The sequence below is a fragment of the Duganella paludis genome (genome assembly GCF_054461335.1).
This window is the reverse complement of record NZ_CM136922.1, coordinates 4640650-4663942: the sequence shown is the minus strand read 5'-3', so window position 1 is coordinate 4663942 and position 23293 is coordinate 4640650. Positions and strand designations below refer to the sequence as shown.

Sequence of the window (23293 nt, the reverse complement as noted above, 5' to 3'; positions counted from 1 at the left end):
TAGAAAATCCAGCGAATGTCGCGGCGGCTGTTACAAATACCCTACATGGGTGTCAAGCAGGCGTCATCTCCGCCAGGGTGTGCGCCAGCTCCAACCGCAGCGCCGCCAAGTGCGGCGCGATGGCCTCCAGCTCGCCGGCGTCGGCCAGCTTCTCGATGCGGGCGCAGCACGCGTGCAGCGTATCCGCGCCAAGGAAGGCCGCCGCGCCCATCAGGCTATGCGCGGCCAGCGCCACGGCCAGCGCGTTGCCGTCCCGCGCGCCCTGCCGCGCCACCGCCAGCAGGCGCGGCCCTTCGACCAGGAACGCCGACCGCATGGCGCGGAACAGCTTGTCGCCCTCGCCTGTCATTTCGGCCGGTTCCGAACGCCGCGTGCCGAACGGTGCCAGCGCATCCACGCCGAACATGGCGTCCAGCTCGGCCAGCGCCGGTGCGCCCGCCGCCATGGCTTGCTGCTCGCCGATCAGCAGCCGGCCCTGCGCCAGCAGCGCGTCGAGCTGGCGCGCAATCTCCGCATGCAACGCGACTTCATCAATCGGCTTGGCCAGGAAGGCACTGGCGCCGGCCATCAGGAAACGTTGCCGATCCTCGGCGGCCGCGTTGGCCGTCAGCGCGATCACCGGCACGGCGGCATTGCGCACGTCGTCCAGCCCGGCGCGCAGACGCTGCAGGGCCGCCAAGCCATCCATGCGCGGCATGCGGCCATCCATGATCACCAGATCGAAATCGCGCGCCGCCAATTGCTCCAGCGCGGCCTGACCGTCCTCGACCATCGTGACGGCATGGCCCATATTGCCCAGCAGCTCGCGCAAGATCACTTGATTGGTACTGCCATCCTCCGCGCACAGCACGGCCAGGCGCGCCGCATGCGGACGGCAATCCTCCAGCATGCGCACCGGCACAGGCACGCCGTGCGCCAGCGGCAAATGCACGCGGAACACGCTGCCCACGCCGGGCTCGCTGCTGGCCTCGATCTGCCCGCCCATCGCCGCGACGATGTGCTTGCAGATCGCCAGCCCCAGGCCTGTGCCGCCGTACTTGCGCGCAATGGCCGCATCGGCCTGTTCGAACTTCTGGAACAGCCGGCCGATGGCATCGACCTCGATGCCGATGCCGGTGTCACGCACGGTGAGGACGATGCCCTGCTCGCCGTCTGCCGCCACGCTCACGCGCACCTCGCCGCGCTCGGTGAACTTGATGCCGTTGCCCAGCAGGTTGACCACCACCTGCCGCAAGCGCGTCGGATCGCCGCGCCACCAGACTGGCAGCGCCGCGTCGACCTCGGTGAGCACGGCGATGCCCTTGGCCTCGGCGCGTTCCGCCAGCAAGCCTGTCACATCGCGCAGCAATGCGGGCAGATCGAAATCGAGCGACTCCAGCGGCATCTTGCCCGCCTCCAGGCGCGAAAAGTCGAGAATGTCGTTGATGATTTGCAGCAGCACCTCGGCGTTGTTCAGGCTGAGCTGAAGCTTGTTGCGCGTCTCAAGCGCCAGGCCGCGCTCCTTCAGCGCCGAGCGCAGCATGCCGATCACGCCGCCGAGCGGCGTGCGCACTTCGTGGCTGATCATCGCCAGGAAATCACTCTTGAGCTGGTTGGACACCTCCGCCGCGCGCTGCGCCGCCAGCGACTCCGCATGACTGGCCTGCGAGGCCCGCAAATCCGCCTCGCGCGCATGCAGGGTGGCGATCTGGGCTTCCAGCGTCTGCCGGTAGCGCACTTCGTTGTCGTGACTGCGCGCATGCGTGGCGCGCTGACGCGCCAGCGCACCGACCAGCCCATGCAGCAAATAGGTGCAGGACAAGGTCAGCACGGTCGACACCAGCAGGAAATTCACGCTCAGGATGGCCCAGTGCGCCAGCGGGCTGACCGCCACCACCTCCATGCCCGGTTGGATGCCGCCGACATAGCCGGCCAGGAATAAGGTGGCCGCGCAGCACAGCAGGGCCAGCACGGCGGCGGCGCTGCCGATCAGCACCGTGCACAACACGGGCACGGCCAGTAGATAAATCTGCGACAGCGGGCCGAGCGAAAACAGCAACACCACGGCGAGCAGGTAAGCGATGCCCACCAACCCCAGCGCCCGCGATGCATAGGCGATGTCGCGACGGTAGTGCAGCCAGCCGGTGCCGGCCAGAGCGATGAGGTCGGTCGCCACCAGCGGCCAATGTCCCTGCCGCGCGCCGCCCCACATGCTGGGCACCACCACAAGCAGGCCGAGCCAGAACGCCACGGCGCACAGGCCATCGAGCAGCCGGTTGCGCCAGCCCTGCAGGTCCTGGTCGCCGTCTTCCAGCATCTCTGTATGCCGGTGCAGGGCGGCGCGCAAGGCGCGTACCGGAGGACTGTCGATCAAGGGAGGCTCGCTGGGTAGTTGTAATTAGCGCATGATTCTACCCCAATGTGTTTCTGTGTCCGTCGTTCCCGCGAAAGCGGGAACCCATAGCTCGCCGAACAGAGCCCGCGACATCGTCAAGCAGCTCTACCCTCCATCATTTTTCTGGGTAGGTTCCGATCTCACGGCAGACATCTGATCTTGCAGCGATTTCAAGTGCGTTGCCAACTGTCGTACCGATTCCTGGCCTACCGTTCCGCCTTCAAGTAAAAGATCTACCTCGGCGCGCAGGTCAAAAAGGTTTTTCTTTATTTTAGATCTCATGAACCTCTCTGCCGGCTTGAAGTTAAATGGCGACATGAGCAGCATGTTGTAGATTTCAAGTACAGATAAGGACGCGGCATGCGGCAAATGATTTTTTGCGAATACACGAATCAGACCGGCGATCAGATGCCATTGCAATAGCATAGCGCTGGCCGGGTCTTTGCGTTCTTCGACCTCGGTACCAGGGGATGCTGCTTTTAGATACGTGCCGATGTTAGGCGATGTTTTCCCAAACGAATGATTGGCCTGCTCGGCTGCGAGAGGCGTCCGGTTGTCGATATATCGAAAATCGACCGAAACGTTCTGCCTATTGCCGAAAAGCCGCTGAATGAGCTCAGCCCTTTCGGCCAGCTTACCCTTATCCAACCTGTGGGCGTTGACCAGCTCGATGATGACTGTGGATGGTGGGTCGCTACGCTCCACGAGTCCATCAAGCAAAATTCCCCCGAGCCCGTCCTTGACACTCTCAGTTTTTATTACCGTGTAGCCGTTGGCCTCGTACTCGGCCAAGATGAGACGAAGTTGATATAGTTCGTAATCATGCATCACCAATACTTTCCCCCATTGGACTGATAAGTTTCAATTTTTATCGCGGTCACATCCGGTGCGGGCGTGACACCTCCGCCGGCCATCAAGGTGGGCGTGTTTGCGAGGCTGAGCGCAGTAGTCAGCACATTCAGTCTGGCAAGCGGTGCCACGACGCTCGTCCCCGGCATTGGCAGGAAACGCTCGGAGATGATCCGCGTGACATATTTGTCGTTGGTCATCAGGCTCTCCGCAATACCATCGATGGTGTACTTCAAGCCGTTATCGATATCAATGTACTGATTACTGTGCGGAAAAAAGAAGACCTTGATCGTTGCCTGACCGCCGTAAGCCTTTGCGACACCTTTTTTCGTGAGGTGCGGCTTTGGCACAGGATTGGGAAGGAATTTTTTTACCAGGGCGTCATTTGTAGCCTTAGCAATATCCAATTTCCACTGCTTTTTTTCATTCCAGCTGCCATTGGCTGACGCAGGTTTGCCTTCGTGGTAGAACTCGATAGGTAACGGCATAGCTAATATTTGGAAGTTGCAATTCTTCAATGTTATACGGAAAAAGACCTTGAATTGTCGCGATTTCTCACTTAAGCCGCCTCGGCTTACTTCTTGCCAAGCCAGGCGCCAACTGTTGGTTCGGTCGGAGTTCCGGTATCATTCGGCATGAATACGATTTCTTTCCAACCGTTTATTATTGGCGTCGCAGGCGGTAGCGGCAGTGGCAAGTCCACTGTGTCCCAGAAAGTGCTCGCTGCGTTCGGCAGCGATATGGTTTCGGTCGTGATGCAAGACGACTACTACTGCGACCAAACCCACCTCACCCCTGAAGTCCGCAGCCAGACCAACTACGACCATCCGCAGGCTTTCGAGTGGTCCTTACTGGTGCAACATGTGCAAGCTTTGCGCAATGGCAATGCGATCGAAATGCCGGAGTACGACTTCACGATCCACAACCGCTCCGACCGGACCATTCCAGTCAAGCCGGCACCGGTCATCGTGATCGAAGGTTTGTTCGCCCTGTATGACCCGGCCTTGTGTGACCTAATGTCGCTGAAGATCTATGTCGACACAGCCTCCGACATCCGCTTCATCCGCCGTATGCAACGTGATATCACCGAACGTGGCCGTTCGGTGGAGAGTGTCATTGGCCAGTATCTGGAAACGGTACGTCCGATGCACAAGCAGTTCATCGAGCCAACCAAGCGCAACGCCGATGTCATCATTCCGCACGGCGCCAATGGCCCGGCGGTCGATATGATCACCACCAAGGTGGCAAGCGTTATTGGTCAAATGAACCAGTCCTGATAGTTTTAGGCGAGTCCTTGGCTGAGGCGCATGCTTCAGCCGGACATCCACCAGCATCGCGCTGAGTCAGGACTTCGCCGCGCTAAAGACTGAGATGTTGAATTGAAAATAGTTCTTGGTGGAATTTTTGGCGCTGCGCGCTGCGCCTCCGGCGCGCCACCGCGCAGCGGTGGCAGATGGACGATTCGGAGAGGGCTGGGCGAGTACGCCCAGCCCTTCGAATCCCCCGCGCAAGCTCCGCAGGGAGCTTGCTTCTCTCCGCCAAAGCCACAAAACAAAAAAGCCACCCGAGGGTGGCTTTTTGCTTTGTGTGGAGAGGGGAAGTCGAATCATGCCCTAAAACCCGCATATACACTATGATTCACCAATCATTAATTTAAAAATACCGTCACCAATACCGTCAAAAACACAGTCAGGCTGGGCACCGAAGCATGATGCGTTCACTCAACCACAACCCCAGCTCGCTCAATGCAAAAAACATGCTTCGAGAGAGGCTTTGCAGCAAAACCGCAGCTTATCTCCTGAGCCGCAAGGGCAGAGGTCGTAAGGGAGGATCTTTCGAGTGTCACAAACAGCTTTCAACATTCCCAAAGAGCGCTTTCGCCAAAGCTTAAAAGGATCGTTGTCACGAGTTGCATGAGACAAAACGGGAACACATCCAGGTGCAAAGCGCGCATCGACAAAGCTTTGGCGAACTTGATCTAAGATTTCTGGAGATACCGCCTCACGCAAACGTCCATTTACAGATGCAACAAACTCACTGCCGCTATCGGACTGCAGGAGTTCCTGGATCTCCTCTCTAAATAACGTTCCCGTGTGAGAATCCCGGAATTTCAATACGTTCGATAACAAGTTCTTATTCTTAAGAACTAACTCGCCCAGATTTGCATTAAATTGACCAGCTATGACGTAGCTCGCGTAGTGGCTTGCAGAAAACTTTGAGATGCCAATTCCATAAGTTACATCTGCCAATGCATCAGATCCAAAGGGCATCTTCGCAGCTGACGCCCCCAGATGCCGACAAATCTCTGCATCTTGAACTACAGTTGCGACCCTCAATGCGGGGAACATAAGCCATTCAGGGATTTTTATCGGCGAAACCCCGTCACTAATTCCAAGGCATTTCCGTAAATTGGGTGATAACAACGTCCCCTGAGCCAAAACAGGGTGACGTCCGAGAATTGTGTCGTCAAACTTTCTACATAACGGCGTGATCAAATTTAAAATCTTCGCCGCCTTATCAGTATCGAATTGCGCTGGAAACTGGTTTTGCAATATTTCCTCTAGTGTTCGTTCATTCTCGGGGCCAGCCGCCGATCGAGGATTGACGCACACTAAAGCACCATCAGATACAGAGTCTTTGCTAAACACAACTCCTAGCGAGCTGGTTTTCCAAACAAAGCGGAATGCATCAGAATCCATGAGACTATAAAAAATATCTTCCCCTAGATCTGAAAAAAGTTTGCCAATCCCAAAAACAGGAAAATAAATACGGTCAAAACACATTAAACCGACTACAAGATCATGCAATGCTGTGCTAACCAAGTTAGGTAATTCTTCTTGAATAAACCCCATCCCCACTGAAGCGTGCCCTACAGGCACGTGAAGCTCGTCTTCGAAAGTAAATGTCTGAGAACTTTGAAAGGTGCCAGTAGATAAATAATCTGGGATATAAATCGCACTGGTACGCTTAGAGGGTTCCACTTCAATCTTATCTTTCTCTTTCCGAACAGGCGTGCGTAGAAGATCGAGCACATTCAAAGCACCGCGATGATCCCCGTGCTCCGATGTTAGGTATTTGATCATCCGAACACCCTGCGGTGGTGTGTCAGTATTTATGTCCGAAGTCACGAAGAAATGAGGACCCGAACCAAGAACTGGGGTATTCTTATTGTTCTCTTCAAGTAGATCCAAGATATATTTATCGCGCAAACCATAACCCAAGAACACCACTGAAGCTTGGTCAAGCATCTTTCCAAGATTACTCAGAAACGAAGGGGTTTCAATTAACTCTTGATAGTCTTCAACAGTCCAAATACTCGAAGTGATGTCGCTGCATGATCCGTGAACATGGTAGATAAACGACTTGCCCTGAGACATTTCTTTTCTTGCAAATTCAATACCGCCCCGATCAATAGAGGAAATTAGATCCAAATTCTTGTCCAGACTCATATCAATGTTTGTCGTAACTATTTGCAATGGATCCATTGCTTTCAAAGCATTAATCATCCGAACATAGATTGGGCTTGGTTGCCTTAAGCTAAGAGATTCCGAGAGAAGTGTATAGTATCGGCTAGAATTTATGGACTTACAGAGGGAGAATACTTTGGGGAAATCTTTTTCCGCCATAGCAGCCGCACCTCCAATGCGATCATATCCTGTTTCAAGTCTCAGAAATTTACTGTGAAACTGACTTGCCAAATCCTCCCATCCTGGATAGCCCGCCCAACGACCAGCACCCGCACCAATCCATAAAATAATTGGGCGACCACTTTCCTTAACATCTCGAAGTTCTAAGAGAGCTGAGTAGGTTTCGGCTTCGGTTGGATTAAACATCGAATATTTCCAGTGTTGAGATTGATCTTAAAAATAAGAAAACACCATGACTTCTGTTCCGGGCGTAGATATTTCTGGTCAACCGTTGCTTCGGAAGTCAGATTGGATAGAGCCTGATTTACAGAGTACAAGATTGAGGGCAAATCAGCTAGGGTTAGATCTTTGCTGGTGATCCACCCTCAGCACATTCCAGAACCCAGGTGTATAAGGTTTGGCGTCGAAAATCTCAAAGTTGATGAGCGCTGCCCCATTGCGGCAACCCTTATATTCTAGGACTTTGCTTTTTTCGAGCCGGATGGGGCAGCGTTATTTGAGCAAGATTTCCGCAGTGGCGTCAGTCCAAGATGTAGCAATCCCCACTGCCACGCCACGTGGAAATAGCGATGATGGGGCGGCCCTCGATGTCGCCGTGGTGGGCGATTGCGAAGCCGCTGTCGATGCTGTGCTTGATGGTCATAACTTCCAAGATGTCGGCCAGTTCGCCGATGGTGATTTTTCGCATAGGTATGTTTCTGTTCAAGTTGCTAGGGGCCGCCGCTGCATCCACTGGGCGGTCATTGGAATTGCTCTCTGAGTTACTATTTACATAAACCTTTTTCTCCTATTGATTGCCGAATCAATCCTCACCGTACAGATTGGCCTGTGTCGTTTTCTCGGATTGACCTGTGTCGTCGGTATAAGATTGACTTGTGTCACGGAACAGGTCGGAGAACAGGGTATTGGATCGAAGGTGCGACACAGCCCGGAACCCCTATCACATAAGGCTCCGCGCCCGTGTCGAAACACCCTCAAGACTTTGTCTTGAGAGGCAGGGGGGCACAGTCCATTTTCCAGTCACACTCCATCTCTTTCCCGCAACGCCGATCTCTTCAAAACATCGGCAACAATCGCAAGCTGGCGCGCGGCAACTTTGCGGTCGATTGCCAGCCCCGTGAGCTGTTCATACCGGCGCGCGGCCTCTGCTGGGCCTCCGGTGGTATGAGCCTGCGCAAGCCAGAGGCGATGCCTACGGAGAAGCGTTGATGTGGCGTCGGCATCGGTGAACGTGCTTGTCCTCCGAACTCCGTCCACGTCGCACTTCAACTTGCCGAATACGCGAGCGCGCATTTCCTGAATCGCCATCTGCCGACGCTTGATCGGTGCTGATTTCAACCAGAAAAGCTCAAGCTGTTGCTCCTCCGTGAGCGAGAGCGACTTCGCTACCTTCCACGGCTCGCGCTTGCCGCCGTTCGCCATGTAGGCTGCTTCGGACAAGAACTGGCCTTCCGTGCCATTGAATACTTTCAGGCAGCGGCGATGTTTCACGGCACTTGCGTGATTGCGATGCCGATGCCGCAGCCACTCAAGATCGAACACGACAAGATCCGCCTGCCGTTCCGCACTAAAGTCGGCCGAGGAGCGCCAGTCATGACGGAAGCAGGGCGGCACATTGATGCGCGTAAGGGCTGTAGCAAGCACATAGGCGCTGGCGCGCTTGCCAGCCATGAATGCCCGTCGGAACCGCTCGATCAACTCGTCTCGCGGGACTGAGACAAGGCGGCTTTGCGCTTCCATCAAAGTGAACAGCGATACTTGGCGCATCAGGGTGGCGAGAGATTCAAGGCTAGCTGCGGGTTGCGCAACGGAGGCCTGGACCGTGAAGCCCTCGCGGGCTTCGGTGCCTGATACTTCGGCGGCCATCAATGCGCTGCGGATGGCGCGCCCAAGGCGGCCTGCAAGTCACACTCGAAGCGCGCGGCCAAAGTCAGGTAGCCAGAAGGTGCGATGCGCCGGATGCCGTCCAGGATCGATTCAGGGCCGTAGCTAATCATCAGATTGGCGGCCTCGTTTCGCAGCCCAGGATAGGATTCCGCCAGCGCCAGCAACTCAACGCACTCCATCTCGATTTGGGCGAGACGGCGGCGAATGATCTCGCTGCCGTTCAGGCCGGTGAGGTCTGTCATCTTGTCGAAGATGGCGGCGGTTTCAGGGTTCAGGGTCAGTTTGACGTTGGTCATGGTGATGCCTTTCATTCTTGGATTATTGGTTGTCGTCAAACCATACGCCGTGCAGCGCGTCAGCTACGTCGCCGTGGTTCTCAGCGATGACAATTGGCGCGCCGTAGCGGGTGCCGTGGTGGACCGTGAAGCCCCCCATGTCGATGGAGTATTCGAGCTGCGACTCCGCCAGCGTTTGCCGGAGCGTCGCTGTATCGACGGCGTGGAAGTGCTGGGCGCTGAGCAGGCTATGCGTGTGCATGTTCATGCCATACCTCGCTCAATCAAAGCGCGAATGTCCTCCCGCGCCAAGCGGTCACGCGCGGCGACAACTTATGCCCAATGGGGTAGCGGCCAGATTTCACTCCGGCCCACCATGTAGATTTGCTGACGGGGAAAGCGGCCAGTACGCTAGACAGGCGGACAAAGCCGGTCAAGGGCAGGTTGTAGGGTTGTCCATTCATCATTGTGTAACTCCTAATCGCGTTGAAGAAGTCCACATTCTGCGACCACCTGATCCAATAAAAAATCGAAATGGCAACAGAACCATTTCGAGTATTTCCTACCTAAGCACTCCTTTTCGGCGCAATAGCGGCTTGATCGTTTGGTTTATTTTCTTTTCCGGGTCATTGAATTCGTCGTTGTCCTTACCCACCGCATCGCGATACGCCTCAAATGCGGCCTGACAAGCTTCGCGTTTGACAGCCTTTGAGGGAACGGAATATGTTTCACAGCCGAACTCAGAATCAAAGTGCCAAGTATGCTTGCGGATAACTCGCATATAGGCGGTTACAGTTCGGCGCTCAACTTCTTCCGAAACGTGCTGTCCTCCAGCGCGTCGCTTCTGCTTCAAGTTGAACGCCTCATCTAAGGAGGCAACTTCGCCGCTCAGGTGACGTTGCAAGCAATAACTCAAATAGCCTAAAGCTGCGCGCGATGGGCTGTTTGCCTGCAATTGCCTGAGTATTGTTGCGAGTATCAACCGCGATTGTTCATCGACCGTTTCCCCTTCGGGATCTGAATGAACATCTCCCATGACCACATTCTTCATTCGCGGAACCAAGAGGCTGTCGTCGATTCGGTGCGTCAAATCGTCCAAGTCTTCATCAGTGAGTTCGGCGTACTTGGCATGTTCATCCTTCAAGCGACCCTCCTTCCAAATGCGCCAGCAACAACCTTGCCGCTTGCCACGCCGTCAATAAAGTCGGCCCAGTCCTGCATCATCACGCGGCGCTCGGCCAGAAACTTTGCGCGGTCGTATGCTGCCGCCACCTTATCCTTCTGTGCATGTGCCAACTGGCGATCCACCACCTCATGCCGATAGCCCAAGCGCTCCTTGATGGTTGACATCGCCAAGGCGCGGAAGCCGTGGCCGGTCATTTTGTTCTTGTAACCCATGCGCTTAAGTGCCGCCAGGATTGCGCCGTTGCTCATTGGCTTCTCATGGTCACGCTGGTTTGGAAAAAGGTACTCGCCGCCGCCTGTAAGCTGGTGCAGTTCGCGCAGCAGCTCCAGCGCTTGCCGAGACAGGCAAACGTGATGATCGGTCGTGTCGGGGTTCACGGTCAGCTTGCCGCGTTTCATGCGATGCCACGGGATGACCCACTCACCCTTTTCCAGGTCGATTTCGCTCCACGGTGTTTCAATCAGTTCTGATGTCCGAACGAATACCAGCATCATCAAGCGCAGAGCAATCCTGGTGGGTTTGAACAAGCGCGCGTCATTCTTGTCCATCGCGGCCAGGAATGCCGGAAGCTCGTCGGCGGTAATGGCCGCAAAATGCCCCGCCTTGACCGGCTTCAAAACGTCCTTCATATCCGCAGCAGGATTACGGTTTTCGATACCGTGCTGGTTCGCGTAACTGAACACGCGCGCGCAGGTCGCCTTGATGCGGTGCGCGATCTCGTGCGCGCCTCGGCCCTCGATCTTGCGCAGCGCGGCGATCATGTGCTGATGCTTGATCGCACCAACCGGCATAGAACCGATTTCCGGGAAGATGTCGATTTCCAGTCGTCTGAGGGTGTCTCTGGCTGTAGATTCGCTCCAGGTAGACAACTTGTTCGCGTGCCATTCGCGCGCCAACTTCTCGAATGTGTTGGCGTTAGCTTCGACCAATTCACGCTGGCGCTCCTTCCTGTCTTGGCTGGGGTCGATTCCCTGGTCGAGCAGCTTGCGAGCTGCCAACCGCCTGTTACGCGCGTCCGCCAGGGTGACTTCCGGGTATTTGCCAAAGGCCAGGGTGCGGCGCAGGTCGCCATACCTGTAGTCCATGCGCCAATACTTAGCACCATCGGTGTTGACAAGAAGATAAAGGCCGCCGCCGTCCGACAGCTTGTATGGCTTATCTTTTGGTTTAGCGGTTCGGGGTTGGATATCAGTGAGAGGGACAGCAAGCTTTGGCATGTGACGGTATCTGTTTTGACGGATAAGAACGATACCGTCAAAGATACTGTCAAAGTTGCTGGATTTCAATGGACCATATTGGACCGCCTGAAATGAAAAACCCGCGATCTCAGAGGGAGTATCGCGGGTTTCTGGACTTCTTTGGACTTCTTACTACATGTTCTTGGCGGAGAGAGGGGGATTCGAACCCCCGATAGGTTTGACCCTATACACGCTTTCCAGGCGTGCGACTTCAACCGCTCATCCACCTCTCCTGCATTTCCCAAACCTCGGGAAGCGCCGAATTATAGCAAAGATTCCGACGAGTACCAACATTATTTGCCGCTACGTCATCACCTCTGCATGGGTTCCCGCTTTCGCGGGAACGACGACGCTACGAAGCCTCTTTCAACTGCTCCAGAATCGCCGGATTCTCCAACGTCGACACATCCTGCGTAATCACCTCGCCCTTGGCCAACACCCTCAGCAAACGACGCATGATCTTGCCCGAGCGTGTCTTCGGCAGATTATCCCCAAACCGAATCTCCTTCGGCTTGGCGATCGGACCAATCTCCTTGGCGACCCAGTTGCGCAACTCCAGCGCCAGCTTCTTGGCATCCTCACCCGTCGGCCGCGCCTGCTTCAACACCACGAACGCGCAGATCGATTCGCCCGTCGTGTCATCCGGCTTGCCCACCACGGCCGCTTCGGCCACCAGCGGATTCGCCACCAGCGCCGATTCAATCTCCATCGTGCCCATGCGGTGGCCCGAGACGTTCAACACGTCATCGATACGACCGGTGATGGTGAAGTAGCCCGTATCCTTGTTGCGAATCGCGCCATCGCCCGCCAGATACATGCGGCCACCCAGTTCCTCCGGGAAGTAGGAAGTCTTGAAGCGCTCCGGGTTGTTCCAGATCGTGCGGATCATCGACGGCCACGGACGCTTGACCACCAAAATACCGCCCTGCCCGTTCGGCACATCCACACCAGCCTCGTCCACGATCGCGGCCATGATGCCCGGCAGCGGCAGCGTGCACGAGCCCGGCACCATGGGGGTTGCGCCCGGCAACGGGGTGATCATGTGGCCGCCCGTTTCGGTCTGCCAGAAGGTGTCGACGATAGGACACTTCTCGCCGCCCACTTGCGTGTAGTACCACATCCACGCTTCCGGATTGATCGGCTCGCCCACCGTGCCCAGCAAACGCAGCGACGACAGGTCGTAGTTTTTCGGGTGCACTTTCGGATCGACGTCCGATGCCTTGATCAGCGAGCGGATCGCCGTCGGCGCGGTGTAGAAGATGTTGACCTTGTGCTTGGCGACGGTTTCCCAGAAGCGGCCCGCATTCGGGTAGGTCGGGATGCCTTCGAACACGACCTGCGTCGCGCCCACCGCCGTCGGACCGTAGGCGATGTAGCTGTGGCCCGTTACCCAGCCGATGTCGGCCGTGCACCAGTAGACGTCGCTCGGCTTGATGTCGAACGACCATTTCATGGTCAGCGCCGCCCACAGCAGGTAGCCGCCGCTGGAGTGTTGCACGCCCTTCGGCGTGCCGGTCGAGCCGGAGGTGTAGAGGATGAACAGCGGGTGCTCGGCGTCGACCCATTCCGGTTCGCAGTCGGCCGATTGGTTTTCCACCAGTTCGTGCAGCCACAGGTCGCGGCCTTCCTTGAAGGCGATCGCGCCGCCCGTGCGCTTGTAGACGATGACGTCTTTGATGGTGTCGCAACCGCCCAGCGCCAGCGCTTCGTCGACGATGGCTTTCAACGGCAGGTGTTTGCCGCCGCGCAGTTGTTCGTCGGCGGTGATGACGGCCACCGCGCCGGCGTCGATGATGCGCTCCTGCAGCGATTTGGCCGAGAAGCCGCCAAACACCACCGAGTGCGTGGCGCCGATGCGCGCACACGCTTGCATGGCGGCCACGCCTTCCACCGACATGCTCATGTAGATGATGACGCGGTCGCCTTTCTTGATGCCGCGCGCTTTCAGGCCGTTGGCGAATTTGCAGACTTTTTCGTGCAGCTCTTTGTAGCTGACGTGCGTAGCCTTGCCGTCGTCCGCTTCGAAGATGATGGCGGTCTTGTCGGCGTTGCCGTTCTGCAGATTGCGGTCGAGGCAGTTGTACGAGACGTTGAGCTTGCCGTCTTCGAACCATTTGTAGAACGGCGCGTTGTCTTCGTTCAGGGTTTTGGTGAATGGCGTTTGCCAGTCCAGGTGTTCTTTCGCCAGGCGCGACCAGAAGCCTTCGTAGTCGGCCGCCGCCTCTGCGCACAGCGCGTTGTAGGCATCCATCCCGGATACGGTGGCCTGGCCGGCAAAGTCGGCCGAGGGTGCGAAGACGTGGGATTCTTGTGGTCCTTGGGTTGTCGTGCTGCTCATGGTGTCTCCATTTTGTAGTAGTCGTTTGCTATCAAACATAAACGTGATCGCTTACTGTGCCCTTACAGCCCTGCCCTTCCCCGGCGGAGGATGGCATGCACGACAATTTTACCAATCTTTCAATGCAGCCTACCGATGCGGTCGCCCGACAGCACGTGTAAAATGTCGGCAGTCTTCATAGTCTGCCTCATTTCCTGGAGTTTTGCCCTAATGACCGAGCCAAATCAGAAGCTGCGCCCTCTGCCCGCTTTTATTTTCATGACCCGCTGGCTGCAACTGCCGCTGTACCTCGGCTTGATACTGGCGCAGTGCGTCTATGTATTCCATTTCTGGGTCGAACTCAAAGACCTGATTGGCGCCGCGCTCGGCAACGAGGCGGCGCTGCAGCACATCCTGCAAGCGGTGGCCGTGCCAGGCGCACCGCTGCCGGAAAAACTCAATGAAACCACCATTATGCTGGTGGTGCTCGGCCTGATCGACGTGGTCATGATCTCCAATCTGCTGGTGATGGTGATCATCGGTGGCTACGAGACCTTTATCTCCCGCATGAACCTCGATACCCATCCGGACCAGCCGGAGTGGCTGTCGCACGTGAACGCTTCCGTGCTGAAGACCAAGCTGGCGATGGCGATCATCGGCATTTCGTCCATCCATTTGCTGAAGACCTTTATCAACGCCGACAACTACAGCGAGAAAGCGCTGGTCGCGCAAACGGTGATCCACGTCGTATTCCTGCTGTCGGCGCTGGCCATCTCTTACACCGACCGCATCACCACGATGACGCACAACGAATCCCACTAACCCCCGCGAGAACATCATGACCATCATAAAGCAAGAAGACCTGATCGAATCCGTTGCCGCCGCGCTTCAGTACATCAGCTATTACCATCCGGCCGATTACATCGAGCACCTGGCCCGCGCCTATGAACACGAGCAGAGCCCGGCCGCCAAGGACGCCATCGCGCAGATCCTGACCAACTCGCGCATGTGCGCCGAGGGCAAGCGTCCGATCTGCCAGGATACCGGCATCGTCAACGTCTTCCTGAAGATCGGCATGGGAGTGCGTTTCGAAGGCTTCACTGGCACCGTGACCGACGCCGTCAACGAAGGCGTGCGCCGCGCGTACAACTTCGACGACAACAAGCTGCGCGCGTCGATCGTCGCCGATCCGCATTTCGACCGCAAGAACACCAAGGACAACACGCCTGCCGTGGTCCACATGGAGCTGGTGGAAGGCGATACCGTCGACGTCAAGGTGGCTGCCAAAGGCGGCGGCTCGGAGAACAAGTCGAAGATGATCATGATGAATCCTTCCGATTCGCTGATCGACTGGGTACTGAAGACCGTGCCGACCATGGGCGCCGGCTGGTGCCCGCCTGGCATGCTGGGCATCGGCATCGGCGGCACCGCCGAGAAAGCCATGCTGATGGCCAAGGAAGTGCTGATGGAAGACATCGATATGTTCGAACTGAAGCAGCGCGGCCCGCAGAACAAGCTGGAAGAACTGCGTATCGAACTGTGCGACAAGATCAATGCCCTGGGCATCGGCGCGCAAGGCCTGGGCGGCTTGACCACCGTGTTGGACGTGAAGATCATGATGCATCCGACCCACGCCGCATCGAAACCGGTCGCCATGATCCCGAATTGCGCCGCCACCCGCCACGGTCACTTCGTGCTGGACGGTTCCGGTCCTGCCTACATGACGCCGCCACCGCTGTCGACCTGGCCTGACGTATCGTGGGCGCCGGATACCGAGAAGTCCAAGCGCGTCGATCTGAACACGCTAACCAAGGAAGAAGTCGCTTCGTGGAAGCCGGGCCAGACCCTGCTGCTGAACGGCAAAATGCTGACCGGCCGCGACGCCGCGCACAAGCGCATCCAGGACATGCTGGCCAAGGGCGAAGAGCTGCCGGTGGACTTCAAGAACCGCGTGATCTACTACGTCGGCCCGGTCGATCCGGTGCGTGATGAAGTCGTCGGCCCAGCCGGCCCGACCACCGCCACCCGCATGGACAAGTTCACCGACATGATGCTGGAGAAGACCGGCCTGATCGCGATGATCGGTAAAGCCGAACGCGGGCCTACCGCCATCGAGTCGATCCAGAAGCACAAGTCGGCCTACCTGATGGCGGTCGGCGGTTCGGCCTACCTGGTGTCGAAGGCGATCAAGCAATCGCGCGTGCTGGGCTTTGCCGACATGGGTATGGAAGCGATCTACGAGTTCGACGTGGTCGATATGCCGGTGACCGTGGCCGTCGATTCCGCTGGTACCTCGGTGCACAACACCGGTCCTGCGGAATGGAAGACGCGCATCGAGCAGCTGAACGTGCCTGTCGTTACCGTCTGATGCAGATCGCCCGCTCACCCGCATCGCCCATCGGGGTTTTCGATTCCGGTGTGGGCGGGCTGTCGGTGCTGCGCCATATCCGGGCGCAGTTGCCGAATGAGGATTTGCTGTACTTCGCCGATTCCGGCCATGCGCCGTATGGCGACAAGACCGAGCAGTATGTGGTGGACCGCGCGCTGGCGGTGACGGAGTATCTGCTGACGCAAGGCGCCAAGGCGCTGGTGGTGGCCTGCAATACGGCCACGGTGGCCGCCATCAAGGCGGTACGGGCGCGCTATCCGGAATTGCCGGTGGTGGGCGTAGAGCCTGGCCTCAAGCCGGCTGCTGCGGCCTCGCGCAACGGCAAGGTCGGCGTGCTGGCGACGGCGCGCACGCTCAAGGGCGAGAAGTTCCTGCAACTGCGCGAGCAGATCAGCGCGGCCACGCGGGCCGAGTTCCTGTTGCAGCCGGCGGTGGGCCTGGTCGATGAGATCGAGAAGGGTGACCTGGAAGCGCCGGAGATCGGCGCCATGCTGGAGCGCTACGTGGCGCCGCTGCTGGACCAGGGCGCCGATACGCTGGTGCTGGGCTGCACCCACTACCCTTTCGTCCGCAACGGCATCGAGCGCGTGCTGCGCGAGCATGAGCGCAGCGACGTGACCTTGATCGATACCGGCGACGCTGTCGCGCGTCAGCTGGGTCGCCTGCTGGAGGCCGGCGGCTTGCTGCAGCCGGCGGATGGCGATGCGGCTACGCTGAAAGGCTACACCAGCGGCGACGTGGAAGCACTGACACGGGCGTTTGCCAGCTTGCTGGGCTTGTCCACGCCGGTGGAAAAAATTGCCGTTTAGGCAAACGAAAAAAATCTTCAATTTAAATTTGCAGGATTGCACAACGGCTTGTATAATTCTGGCTCGTTGTTCAGCACTAGTTGAAAAGCGGAAGTAAGACAGTGGTGGCTGTAGCTCAGTTGGTAGAGTCCAGGATTGTGATTCCTGTTGTCGTGGGTTCGAGCCCCATCAGCCACCCCAAATCTCTTAGATTCAGTCAGAATGCGGCCTCCAGGCCGCTTTTTGTTTTGCCATCATCCACTTCGCTCATCCAGCTCCCCCACTCTCGAGGAGCTAGAGCTATGAGCATCAAGACCCCCCGCCTCATTCGCGACCGCTGCGGCGTGTTCTATTTTCGCTATATTGTCCCTTTGGCATGGCGTGTTACCATTCAGAAAAAAGAAATCCGTCGCAGCTTGCGGACCAAGGACGCCAACACGGCTCGCCATGCCGCCCTGCTGCTTTCCGCTCAACTGGAGATTTTTATGGCAAAGTCCAAAGCCGCCGCAAAAGAGCAAACTTTGCTCGACAAGCAGGGCGAGGAGCTGCTCGCATTCATGCACGATAGCACCGTGCACAAAATGCTTGTCCGCTACTTCCCTAATGGGGAAATGCACGTAGAGACAGACACGCCCGAGGAGGCGAGGGCCGCGCGGGCCATCGTCGCAGACCACGCAAAAATGCGAGCACTCGCAACGCAAGCGGTCGATGTGCTGCCCTCGTCGCGGTGCGGGACAACCCTCGCAGTCGCCAAGGCAGATTACGAACTGGAAAAAAAATCGACGCTTGCGGCGTCCACGCTCGCCAAACATCGGGGAGTGCTCAAAGCGTTTATCGCGTTCAAGGGGAATGTCGATGTTGCGATGGTTCGGCCCGAGGACGTTGCGACGTTTAAATCTAGACTGCTTGAAGATGAACGCGCGGCCACGACGATCAACGACCAGATAACCATCCTCCATAATTTTTTTGAATACTGCATAAACAACAAGCAGGCGAACATGGTCAACCCCGCAGCGAAGTTGCACATCGAGGGCGCGGCCAACTTGGCGGAGTCCTATAAGCCGTTCGACGATGACGAGCTTCGGAAAATGTTCGAGCCGACGCTATACCTCCGAAAAATGAGACAGCCCGATCTGTATTGGGGGCCGCTGCTCGCGCTTTTTTCGGGCGCAAGGGCCGAGGAGATTGCGAGCTTGGACCTTGCTCAAATCAAAGCGGTCAAAGGCGTGTGGATCATCAATATTTTAAAAGGCAAGACCGCCAACGCCGTGCGGCGCATTCCGATACACGATGAGTTGATCGCGCTGGGCTTCTTGGACTACGTTGATTGCTTGCGCGTCGCGGGCTATAAAAAGCTGTTCCCCCATCTGCAAGACGGCAAGAACGGCTACAAAAAAAATATGTGCAGGACGTTCGGGAACTACCTCGACCATCCGCGCGTTGACATTGTTGACCCGTTGAAGGTGTTCCACTCGTTCCGCCACACCGTCGTCACTGCGTTGACGGGCAAGGGCGTGAACGAGGGATTAAAGCGGGCGATGGTGGGCCATGACATTTTCACCGTGACAGATGCCCATGTCGATTACACGCACATTGACAAGCTGACCGTCCCCGAGCTGCAAACAGCGATCAACAAGCTCAAATACGAGAGCTTGCGGCTTTCCGCGTTGAAGCTTCCCGCCGATGCTTTCTTGCCAGTGATCGCGAAGCGAATTGCGGAGCGAGAAGCCGCGAACGCCCGCAAATCGGAGACGTTAAAATAAGCTGCACACCAACAACCTATAACCTCACCGAAAGGCGAACATGCTGCAAATATCCGTCACCATGGAAGACCTCAAAGACAGCGCTTTTGATGTTGTCGGCGCCGCGCTCTTTGAGGGCGTGGAGCGAGCATACACGACAGATTGGAGCGTCACCGGCCCAATAATTCAAGCGTTGGGGGTCTCCATCAACTACCAGGGCGAGAGCGAGGAGCCAAAGCTGGTTAGCCGCAATATCGGCGAAAATGATTTCGACTGGATGGCGACCTACGGCGATGCGGTCACGTTTTCGGCGTCGCCTCTTGTCGCCACCATCAAGGCAATCGCAACGCAACGGCTCGGCGATCTGGCGTTGCCGATCTCGCACAAGAACGTTGTGGGCATGGTCAAAGATCAATTTACGGTCGTATCCTCGTTGCTGGAGGGCTCCAACTGCCATGATGTTGAGCCGGGCGACAGGATCAACACCTATGTCTTTGTCGCCAAAGAAGGCGATGGCGAGTCGGCCATGTTTCAAGACCTTGTGAACCTCGTTGGTCAACTTGAAAGCCTCACGATTTTGGAAACCCAAGGGCCAGCCAATGCAGCAGAGCGAATCGTGGTCGAGCACACCTAACCGACTTCGCCATGAGACAAACAAGGGCCGCGATTGCGGCCCTCGTCGTCTGCGGACTCGCCCGCATCACCAGCGCAGGCCGGTCGCCGCCTGCGCCTTCTGCTCTGCGATGGTCTTGCTGTGGGCTGCCGCCATTGCTCGCTCGAACGTTCTGAAAAACCAATAATCGAGCAGCTCCGGCGACGGATTGCTGTCCGCCTTGACGCCGCTGAAAATCTCCACATCGGGGCCGCTCCCTCGCTGCAAATAGATCGCCGCAACAAGGTCGGGCCTCGCTGGCGGGTCTTCGACGTAGATGGGCCGCCATTGGTCTTCGCGGGGTAGCCGGGGGTGGTTGTCGAGTGCCATCATTTGCCTCCCACGATGCTGCGCAGCCATGCCGCCTCCTGCCGCCGCTGCTCCGGCATGACCTCGCGCAGACGCATCGCGCTCGCGATGTAGGCCCGCACACCGATGAGCAAGCCGACCGCAAACGCGGCCACCAGCGCCCACCAAAACCAGTCCATTCCATCCATCTCTTGCCCTCCTTTGTTGTCGTCAGTCGTTGCCCATCAGCTCGCAGGCGCCGGGGTGCTCCAGGCGCAGCCAATGCCCTTCGGTTGCGAGCATGTCGCGCAACCATGGACGCTCGGCCAACGTCGCCCTAATCCTCTCCGCATCGTTGTCGCATCGGTGCAAGAGATGATTGCCCAGCAGCTCGCGCGCCGACTCTCGCCAAGAGCGGGCGGCGACTTGCAGCACTGGGAGCACGTCGGCGGGCCGCAGCTCGGCAACGATGGCGAGGCGAATGAGCGCGAAGGCGAACAGCACGCCTAGCGCCATAAAGAAAAAATCGAGAAGCGAAAACACGCCCATGGCCGCCTCCGTCAGTTGTCGCGCCGGGCGCGTTCGGCTTCGATGAATTCCGCGAGCCAGGGGTGCCAGCTCAATGAGCGGGCCAGCTCGTCGGGGTCGCCCTCCGCCCGCTTGAGGAGCTGGGCGGCGAAGCGCTCGCGCTCGCGCCGCTCCCGCTTCTTGGCGATGCGGCGACGGTGCTCCCAGATCACGCGGTCGAACTCCGCCCGCCCCTCCAACAGTTCTTCCCAATCCATGTTGTTGCGCCAGCGCCGCACAAGCGTCCGATACCCAAACATTTTCCGGCCCTCCTTTCCTGTTGTTGATGCTTCCAGCCTATCGCCGCGCTCGGCCCTCCGCCACGCCGTCAAGCGGCTCACATGCGGGCCACCATGCGAGGCGCGGGCGTCGTCGGAGCGGCCACCGTGGACGCCTTTGGCTCCGGCGTCGCCTGGCGTTGACCTGGCGCGGGGATGGTCGGCGCCGCCGTGGCGGTCGCGGCCTTGGCGTCCAGCTTGGCGCCGAAGCTCTCCCGCTGCTCTGGCGTCAAATAGTCAAGCGTCCAGTCCTTCGAGCCGTCTCGGCTCATCGCTCGGCCAAGGTTGGCGAGCGCGTCGGCGGTGTCCTCGCAATCCGCCGTCGTCCCGTAAAGCCAAGTCTCTTGCTTGCTCCGCGACGCGATGACGTAAGCCGCCTGCTTGTTCAAGCTGTCGGGGTCGAGGAAGGTGTAGGCGTGGTGTTTGCTCGCGCCCTGCTTGCTGTTGCCGGTCCCTGCGTAGCCGTATGTAAAGGCGTCGTATTCACTCAACGCCATAGCGATCTGCTTGCCGTCGTCGCGCAGCAAGTGCAAAACTGCGTCGCCCGTGTTTCGGTGGCGGGTGATGCCGGTTAGCGTAGCCTCCTCGCCATTGTTCACGCCGAGGACCGCGCTCGTCTTCTTGAACTGCAAGCGCTCGCCCTCGCGCAGCTCCCGCAAGACCTTGGGCGCGTTCTGCGAGGTTTGGAGTTCGACCCAATGCGCCTCGTCGCTAAGCTCGCCGCGCTCGATCCGCAGGCGGCGGACTTCATCGTTGACGATGCCCGCCTTTTCGTGCGTCGGGACGATGCCGATTTTCTGCGTCCAGTCCGTCGAGTCGTCGGCAATGTCGCGCGCCATGCGTTTGAGCGCCTCGTCGGTCGAGTTCTCAAAAATCATTTGGCCGTTGGCGCGAAATGCCTCCAAGGCTTCCGCCCCGCGCCCGTCTTTGAGGTTCAAGACCGCGTTGCGGTGCCAGTCGATTTTTTGGCGCTCAATGTCGTTTAGCTCCGCGACTTTGAAACCCAAATCCTGCAATCCACCCATCCACGCCCCGCGCTCGATGTTCTGATATTGGAGACGGTCGCCGAGGATGACGATTTTGGATTCCGGCGCAAGGCGTTGCAGTTGCCGGAACTGGCGAGCGCCAACCATCGCGGCTTCGTCAAGGATGATGGTCGTTTTTGCGTCGAGCGTGATCTTGCCGCGCCGCGCGTCGCTGAGAAGTTTGGCGAGCGTGCCGCCTTCCGCAATGCCCGCGCCTTCTTTGAGTCCCGCCGCTGCGTTGCCTGCGAGCGCGACGCCGATGACTCGCTGGCCTGCCGCTTCTTCCATGGCTCGGACTGCGCCCATCGTAAAGCTCTTGCCGGTGCCGCTAAGCCCGTTGATGAGGACATGGCGGCCAGCGGTCGCGACGTGTTCCAGGGCTGTGACCTGCTCCGCTTTCATGCTCACAGGCTTGCCGATCTTTTCCGACATTTCGGCCTCGTATTTCGCGCGCGCCTCCGCGACCTGCCCCGCCGTCCGGTCGTGCATCTTGTCTTCGCTCGCCGCGCGGAAGTCGAGCATAAGCCCAAGTTCCTCGCGGATGGCCTCGGGCGTGGTGTAGAGGTGGCGCGTTTTGAGCTTCTGCGGCGGCCTGCCGATATTGGCTTGTTCGGGGTGGTATGTCCCAAGCTTGACAGGTGCGGAGGCAAGCAAGCCGCTCGTAATGCGGTCGCTTTTCTTGACGTGCTCGCCAAGCGCGAAGGCGTCGCCAAAAAGGATTTTGTCGGTCGCCGCCTCGATTTCCGCGCGCGTCATTCCGCCACTACGGCCCGCCGCGATGGCGACGGCTTGCAGCACGTCCTTGCGCTCGAAAACGGATTGCTGCTCCGTCAGCTCGGCGAGGATCGCCGCGCCGTCGATGGTCGGCGTCTGCTTGATGCCGGTGCGCAGGCCGTCGATGGCAGTGGCGTCAAGGCCGTGCGGCTCGCCGCGCGCCCTCCACACCGCGAGAAGATCGCCGAAGGCCGGTTCGTGCTTTTCTTCCCGCACAGCTTTCGCCGCCCGGTCGCACGCGTCCCGGTTCTTGGGATCGAGGTTGCGCGCTTTGAGATAGTCCAAGACCTTTTTACGCCCTTGCGAAAACTCGCCCTTGGCCTCGTCGGTAAAGCCCGCCACTTCGAAAGCAAAATCGCTCTTTTGGTCCGGGACGATCTGGAAGCCCATGGCGTTCAAGTTCTTCGCCAGTTGAGCTTGGTAGATCGCTCCTGCTGTTTTGTAGTGCGCGAGCAGCTCCGCGCCGTCGATGCTGCCCCAGCTCCCATCCTGCCGCATCGCCATGGCCGCCATGGCGTTGTGGTGGTGCATTTGCGGGTCCAGCGCTCGGCTCGTCATGTGCGTGAACGTGGCGACGGCGAGGCCCGCGCACGGCTCCAAGTGCGCTCCGCCCTTGCCCGTTCGGATCGTCAAATTGTCCTGCAAGTATTTGACGCTTTCGGCGTTGGCCTGCTCGCTCGCTTTAATGATCGCGTCGCGCAGTTCCGGCGAAGCGTAGGCCATGGCCAGGGAGACGGACTTGGGTGGGCTGTTGACGCAATCAAAGCCGACCTTTTCGCGCCGCTCGCTTCCCGCGTTCTTTGTCAGTCGCGAGCCATCGGGCGCGAAGCCATCTAGCACGCGCTCGAAGGCTTCCGCGTCCACCGCTTTGCCTGCGATTCCCAGCGCCTCGGCCCCGGCTCCCTGCCAGTGCGATGCGTCGCGCTGGGTGCCGTCGGCGTTGATAAAATACTCGGTCGCTTTGAGGTATTCGACAGTATTGCCGCCCTTCTTGATCGTGTATGGCTTGCTCATCAT

Annotated in this window: 22 protein-coding genes and 2 tRNA genes; 7 read left to right on the top strand and 17 right to left on the bottom strand. The window is 58.2% G+C overall.

The window, feature by feature from the left end:
• Window positions 1–52: 52 nt before the first annotated feature.
• From ACXZ1M_RS20515 to ACXZ1M_RS20505, 3 genes are all read right to left on the bottom strand, one after another.
• Complete coding sequence (locus ACXZ1M_RS20515) at window positions 53–2353, bottom strand: ATP-binding protein (RefSeq protein WP_459049482.1); 2301 nt, start codon at window positions 2351–2353, stop codon at window positions 53–55.
• A gap of 126 nt (window positions 2354–2479) precedes the next feature.
• On the bottom strand, window positions 2480–3205 hold the full coding sequence (locus ACXZ1M_RS20510) for a hypothetical protein (protein ID WP_459049481.1): 726 nt from the start codon (window positions 3203–3205) through the stop codon (window positions 2480–2482).
• Complete coding sequence (locus ACXZ1M_RS20505; RefSeq protein WP_459049480.1) at window positions 3202–3711, bottom strand: hypothetical protein; 510 nt, start codon at window positions 3709–3711, stop codon at window positions 3202–3204. Before ACXZ1M_RS20505 ends, ACXZ1M_RS20510 begins: the two co-directional genes overlap by 4 nt.
• Before the next feature lie 147 nt (window positions 3712–3858).
• Here ACXZ1M_RS20505 and udk point away from each other — a divergent pair, with 147 nt between their 5' ends.
• Window positions 3859–4500 (top strand): uridine kinase, encoded by a 642-nt coding sequence (gene udk / locus ACXZ1M_RS20500; protein ID WP_459049479.1) that lies wholly within the window; start codon window positions 3859–3861, stop codon window positions 4498–4500.
• A 465-nt stretch (window positions 4501–4965) separates the two neighbouring features.
• Here the strand turns inward: udk and ACXZ1M_RS20495 are convergent, their stop codons facing one another.
• From ACXZ1M_RS20495 to acs, 9 genes are all read right to left on the bottom strand, one after another.
• Complete coding sequence (locus ACXZ1M_RS20495; protein ID WP_459049478.1) at window positions 4966–7056, bottom strand: SIR2 family protein; 2091 nt, start codon at window positions 7054–7056, stop codon at window positions 4966–4968.
• 334 nt (window positions 7057–7390) lie between these two features.
• Window positions 7391–7558 (bottom strand): hypothetical protein, encoded by a 168-nt coding sequence (locus ACXZ1M_RS20490; protein ID WP_459049477.1) that lies wholly within the window; start codon window positions 7556–7558, stop codon window positions 7391–7393.
• A 332-nt stretch (window positions 7559–7890) separates the two neighbouring features.
• Window positions 7891–8736, bottom strand: coding sequence for a hypothetical protein (locus ACXZ1M_RS20485; RefSeq protein WP_459049476.1), 846 nt, complete (start codon window positions 8734–8736; stop codon window positions 7891–7893).
• A complete protein-coding gene (locus ACXZ1M_RS20480; protein ID WP_459049475.1) occupies window positions 8736–9068 on the bottom strand; it encodes a ribbon-helix-helix domain-containing protein in 333 nt (110 codons plus the stop codon). Before ACXZ1M_RS20480 ends, ACXZ1M_RS20485 begins: the two co-directional genes overlap by 1 nt.
• Window positions 9069–9075: 7 nt before the next feature.
• Window positions 9076–9294, bottom strand: a complete 219-nt coding sequence (locus ACXZ1M_RS20475; protein WP_459049474.1) for a hypothetical protein — start codon at window positions 9292–9294, stop codon at window positions 9076–9078.
• A 300-nt stretch (window positions 9295–9594) separates the two neighbouring features.
• A complete protein-coding gene (locus ACXZ1M_RS20470; RefSeq protein WP_459049473.1) occupies window positions 9595–10176 on the bottom strand; it encodes a hypothetical protein in 582 nt (193 codons plus the stop codon).
• Window positions 10173–11435, bottom strand: a complete 1263-nt coding sequence (locus ACXZ1M_RS20465) for a tyrosine-type recombinase/integrase (RefSeq protein ID WP_459054053.1) — start codon at window positions 11433–11435, stop codon at window positions 10173–10175. Before ACXZ1M_RS20465 ends, ACXZ1M_RS20470 begins: the two co-directional genes overlap by 4 nt.
• A gap of 164 nt (window positions 11436–11599) precedes the next feature.
• Window positions 11600–11689 (bottom strand) — tRNA-Ser (locus tag ACXZ1M_RS20460).
• 119 nt (window positions 11690–11808) lie between these two features.
• Window positions 11809–13794, bottom strand: a complete 1986-nt coding sequence (gene acs, locus ACXZ1M_RS20455; protein WP_459049472.1) for an acetate--CoA ligase — start codon at window positions 13792–13794, stop codon at window positions 11809–11811.
• Between the two features lie 210 nt (window positions 13795–14004).
• Here acs and ACXZ1M_RS20450 point away from each other — a divergent pair, with 210 nt between their 5' ends.
• From ACXZ1M_RS20450 to ACXZ1M_RS20425, 6 genes are all read left to right on the top strand, one after another.
• Complete coding sequence (locus tag ACXZ1M_RS20450; protein ID WP_459049471.1) at window positions 14005–14595, top strand: TIGR00645 family protein; 591 nt, start codon at window positions 14005–14007, stop codon at window positions 14593–14595.
• 16 nt (window positions 14596–14611) lie between these two features.
• Window positions 14612–16141, top strand: a complete 1530-nt coding sequence (locus ACXZ1M_RS20445; RefSeq protein WP_459049470.1) for a fumarate hydratase — start codon at window positions 14612–14614, stop codon at window positions 16139–16141.
• Entirely contained in the window at window positions 16141–16971 is an 831-nt protein-coding gene (gene murI / locus ACXZ1M_RS20440; RefSeq protein ID WP_459049469.1) for a glutamate racemase, read from the top strand. The genes ACXZ1M_RS20445 and murI overlap by 1 nt, the downstream gene beginning before the upstream one ends.
• A gap of 104 nt (window positions 16972–17075) precedes the next feature.
• A tRNA-His gene (locus ACXZ1M_RS20435) sits at window positions 17076–17151 on the top strand.
• A gap of 101 nt (window positions 17152–17252) precedes the next feature.
• Window positions 17253–18713: a DUF6538 domain-containing protein gene (locus tag ACXZ1M_RS20430; protein WP_459049468.1), complete on the top strand. Its 1461-nt coding sequence runs from the start codon at window positions 17253–17255 to the stop codon at window positions 18711–18713.
• Window positions 18714–18753: 40 nt separating this feature from the next.
• Entirely contained in the window at window positions 18754–19326 is a 573-nt protein-coding gene (locus ACXZ1M_RS20425; RefSeq protein ID WP_459049467.1) for a hypothetical protein, read from the top strand.
• Between the two features lie 66 nt (window positions 19327–19392).
• On the opposite strand, the gene ACXZ1M_RS20420 is transcribed toward ACXZ1M_RS20425, so the two are convergent.
• From ACXZ1M_RS20420 to mobF, 5 genes are all read right to left on the bottom strand, one after another.
• On the bottom strand, window positions 19393–19677 hold the full coding sequence (locus ACXZ1M_RS20420; protein WP_459049466.1) for a hypothetical protein: 285 nt from the start codon (window positions 19675–19677) through the stop codon (window positions 19393–19395).
• Window positions 19674–19841 (bottom strand): hypothetical protein, encoded by a 168-nt coding sequence (locus ACXZ1M_RS20415; RefSeq protein ID WP_459049465.1) that lies wholly within the window; start codon window positions 19839–19841, stop codon window positions 19674–19676. Before ACXZ1M_RS20415 ends, ACXZ1M_RS20420 begins: the two co-directional genes overlap by 4 nt.
• Window positions 19842–19863: 22 nt before the next feature.
• Entirely contained in the window at window positions 19864–20181 is a 318-nt protein-coding gene (locus ACXZ1M_RS20410) for a hypothetical protein (RefSeq protein WP_459049464.1), read from the bottom strand.
• Between the two features lie 11 nt (window positions 20182–20192).
• Window positions 20193–20417, bottom strand: coding sequence for a hypothetical protein (locus ACXZ1M_RS20405; RefSeq protein ID WP_459049463.1), 225 nt, complete (start codon window positions 20415–20417; stop codon window positions 20193–20195).
• A gap of 119 nt (window positions 20418–20536) precedes the next feature.
• Window positions 20537–23293, bottom strand: coding sequence for a MobF family relaxase (gene mobF / locus ACXZ1M_RS20400; RefSeq protein ID WP_459049462.1), 2757 nt, complete (start codon window positions 23291–23293; stop codon window positions 20537–20539).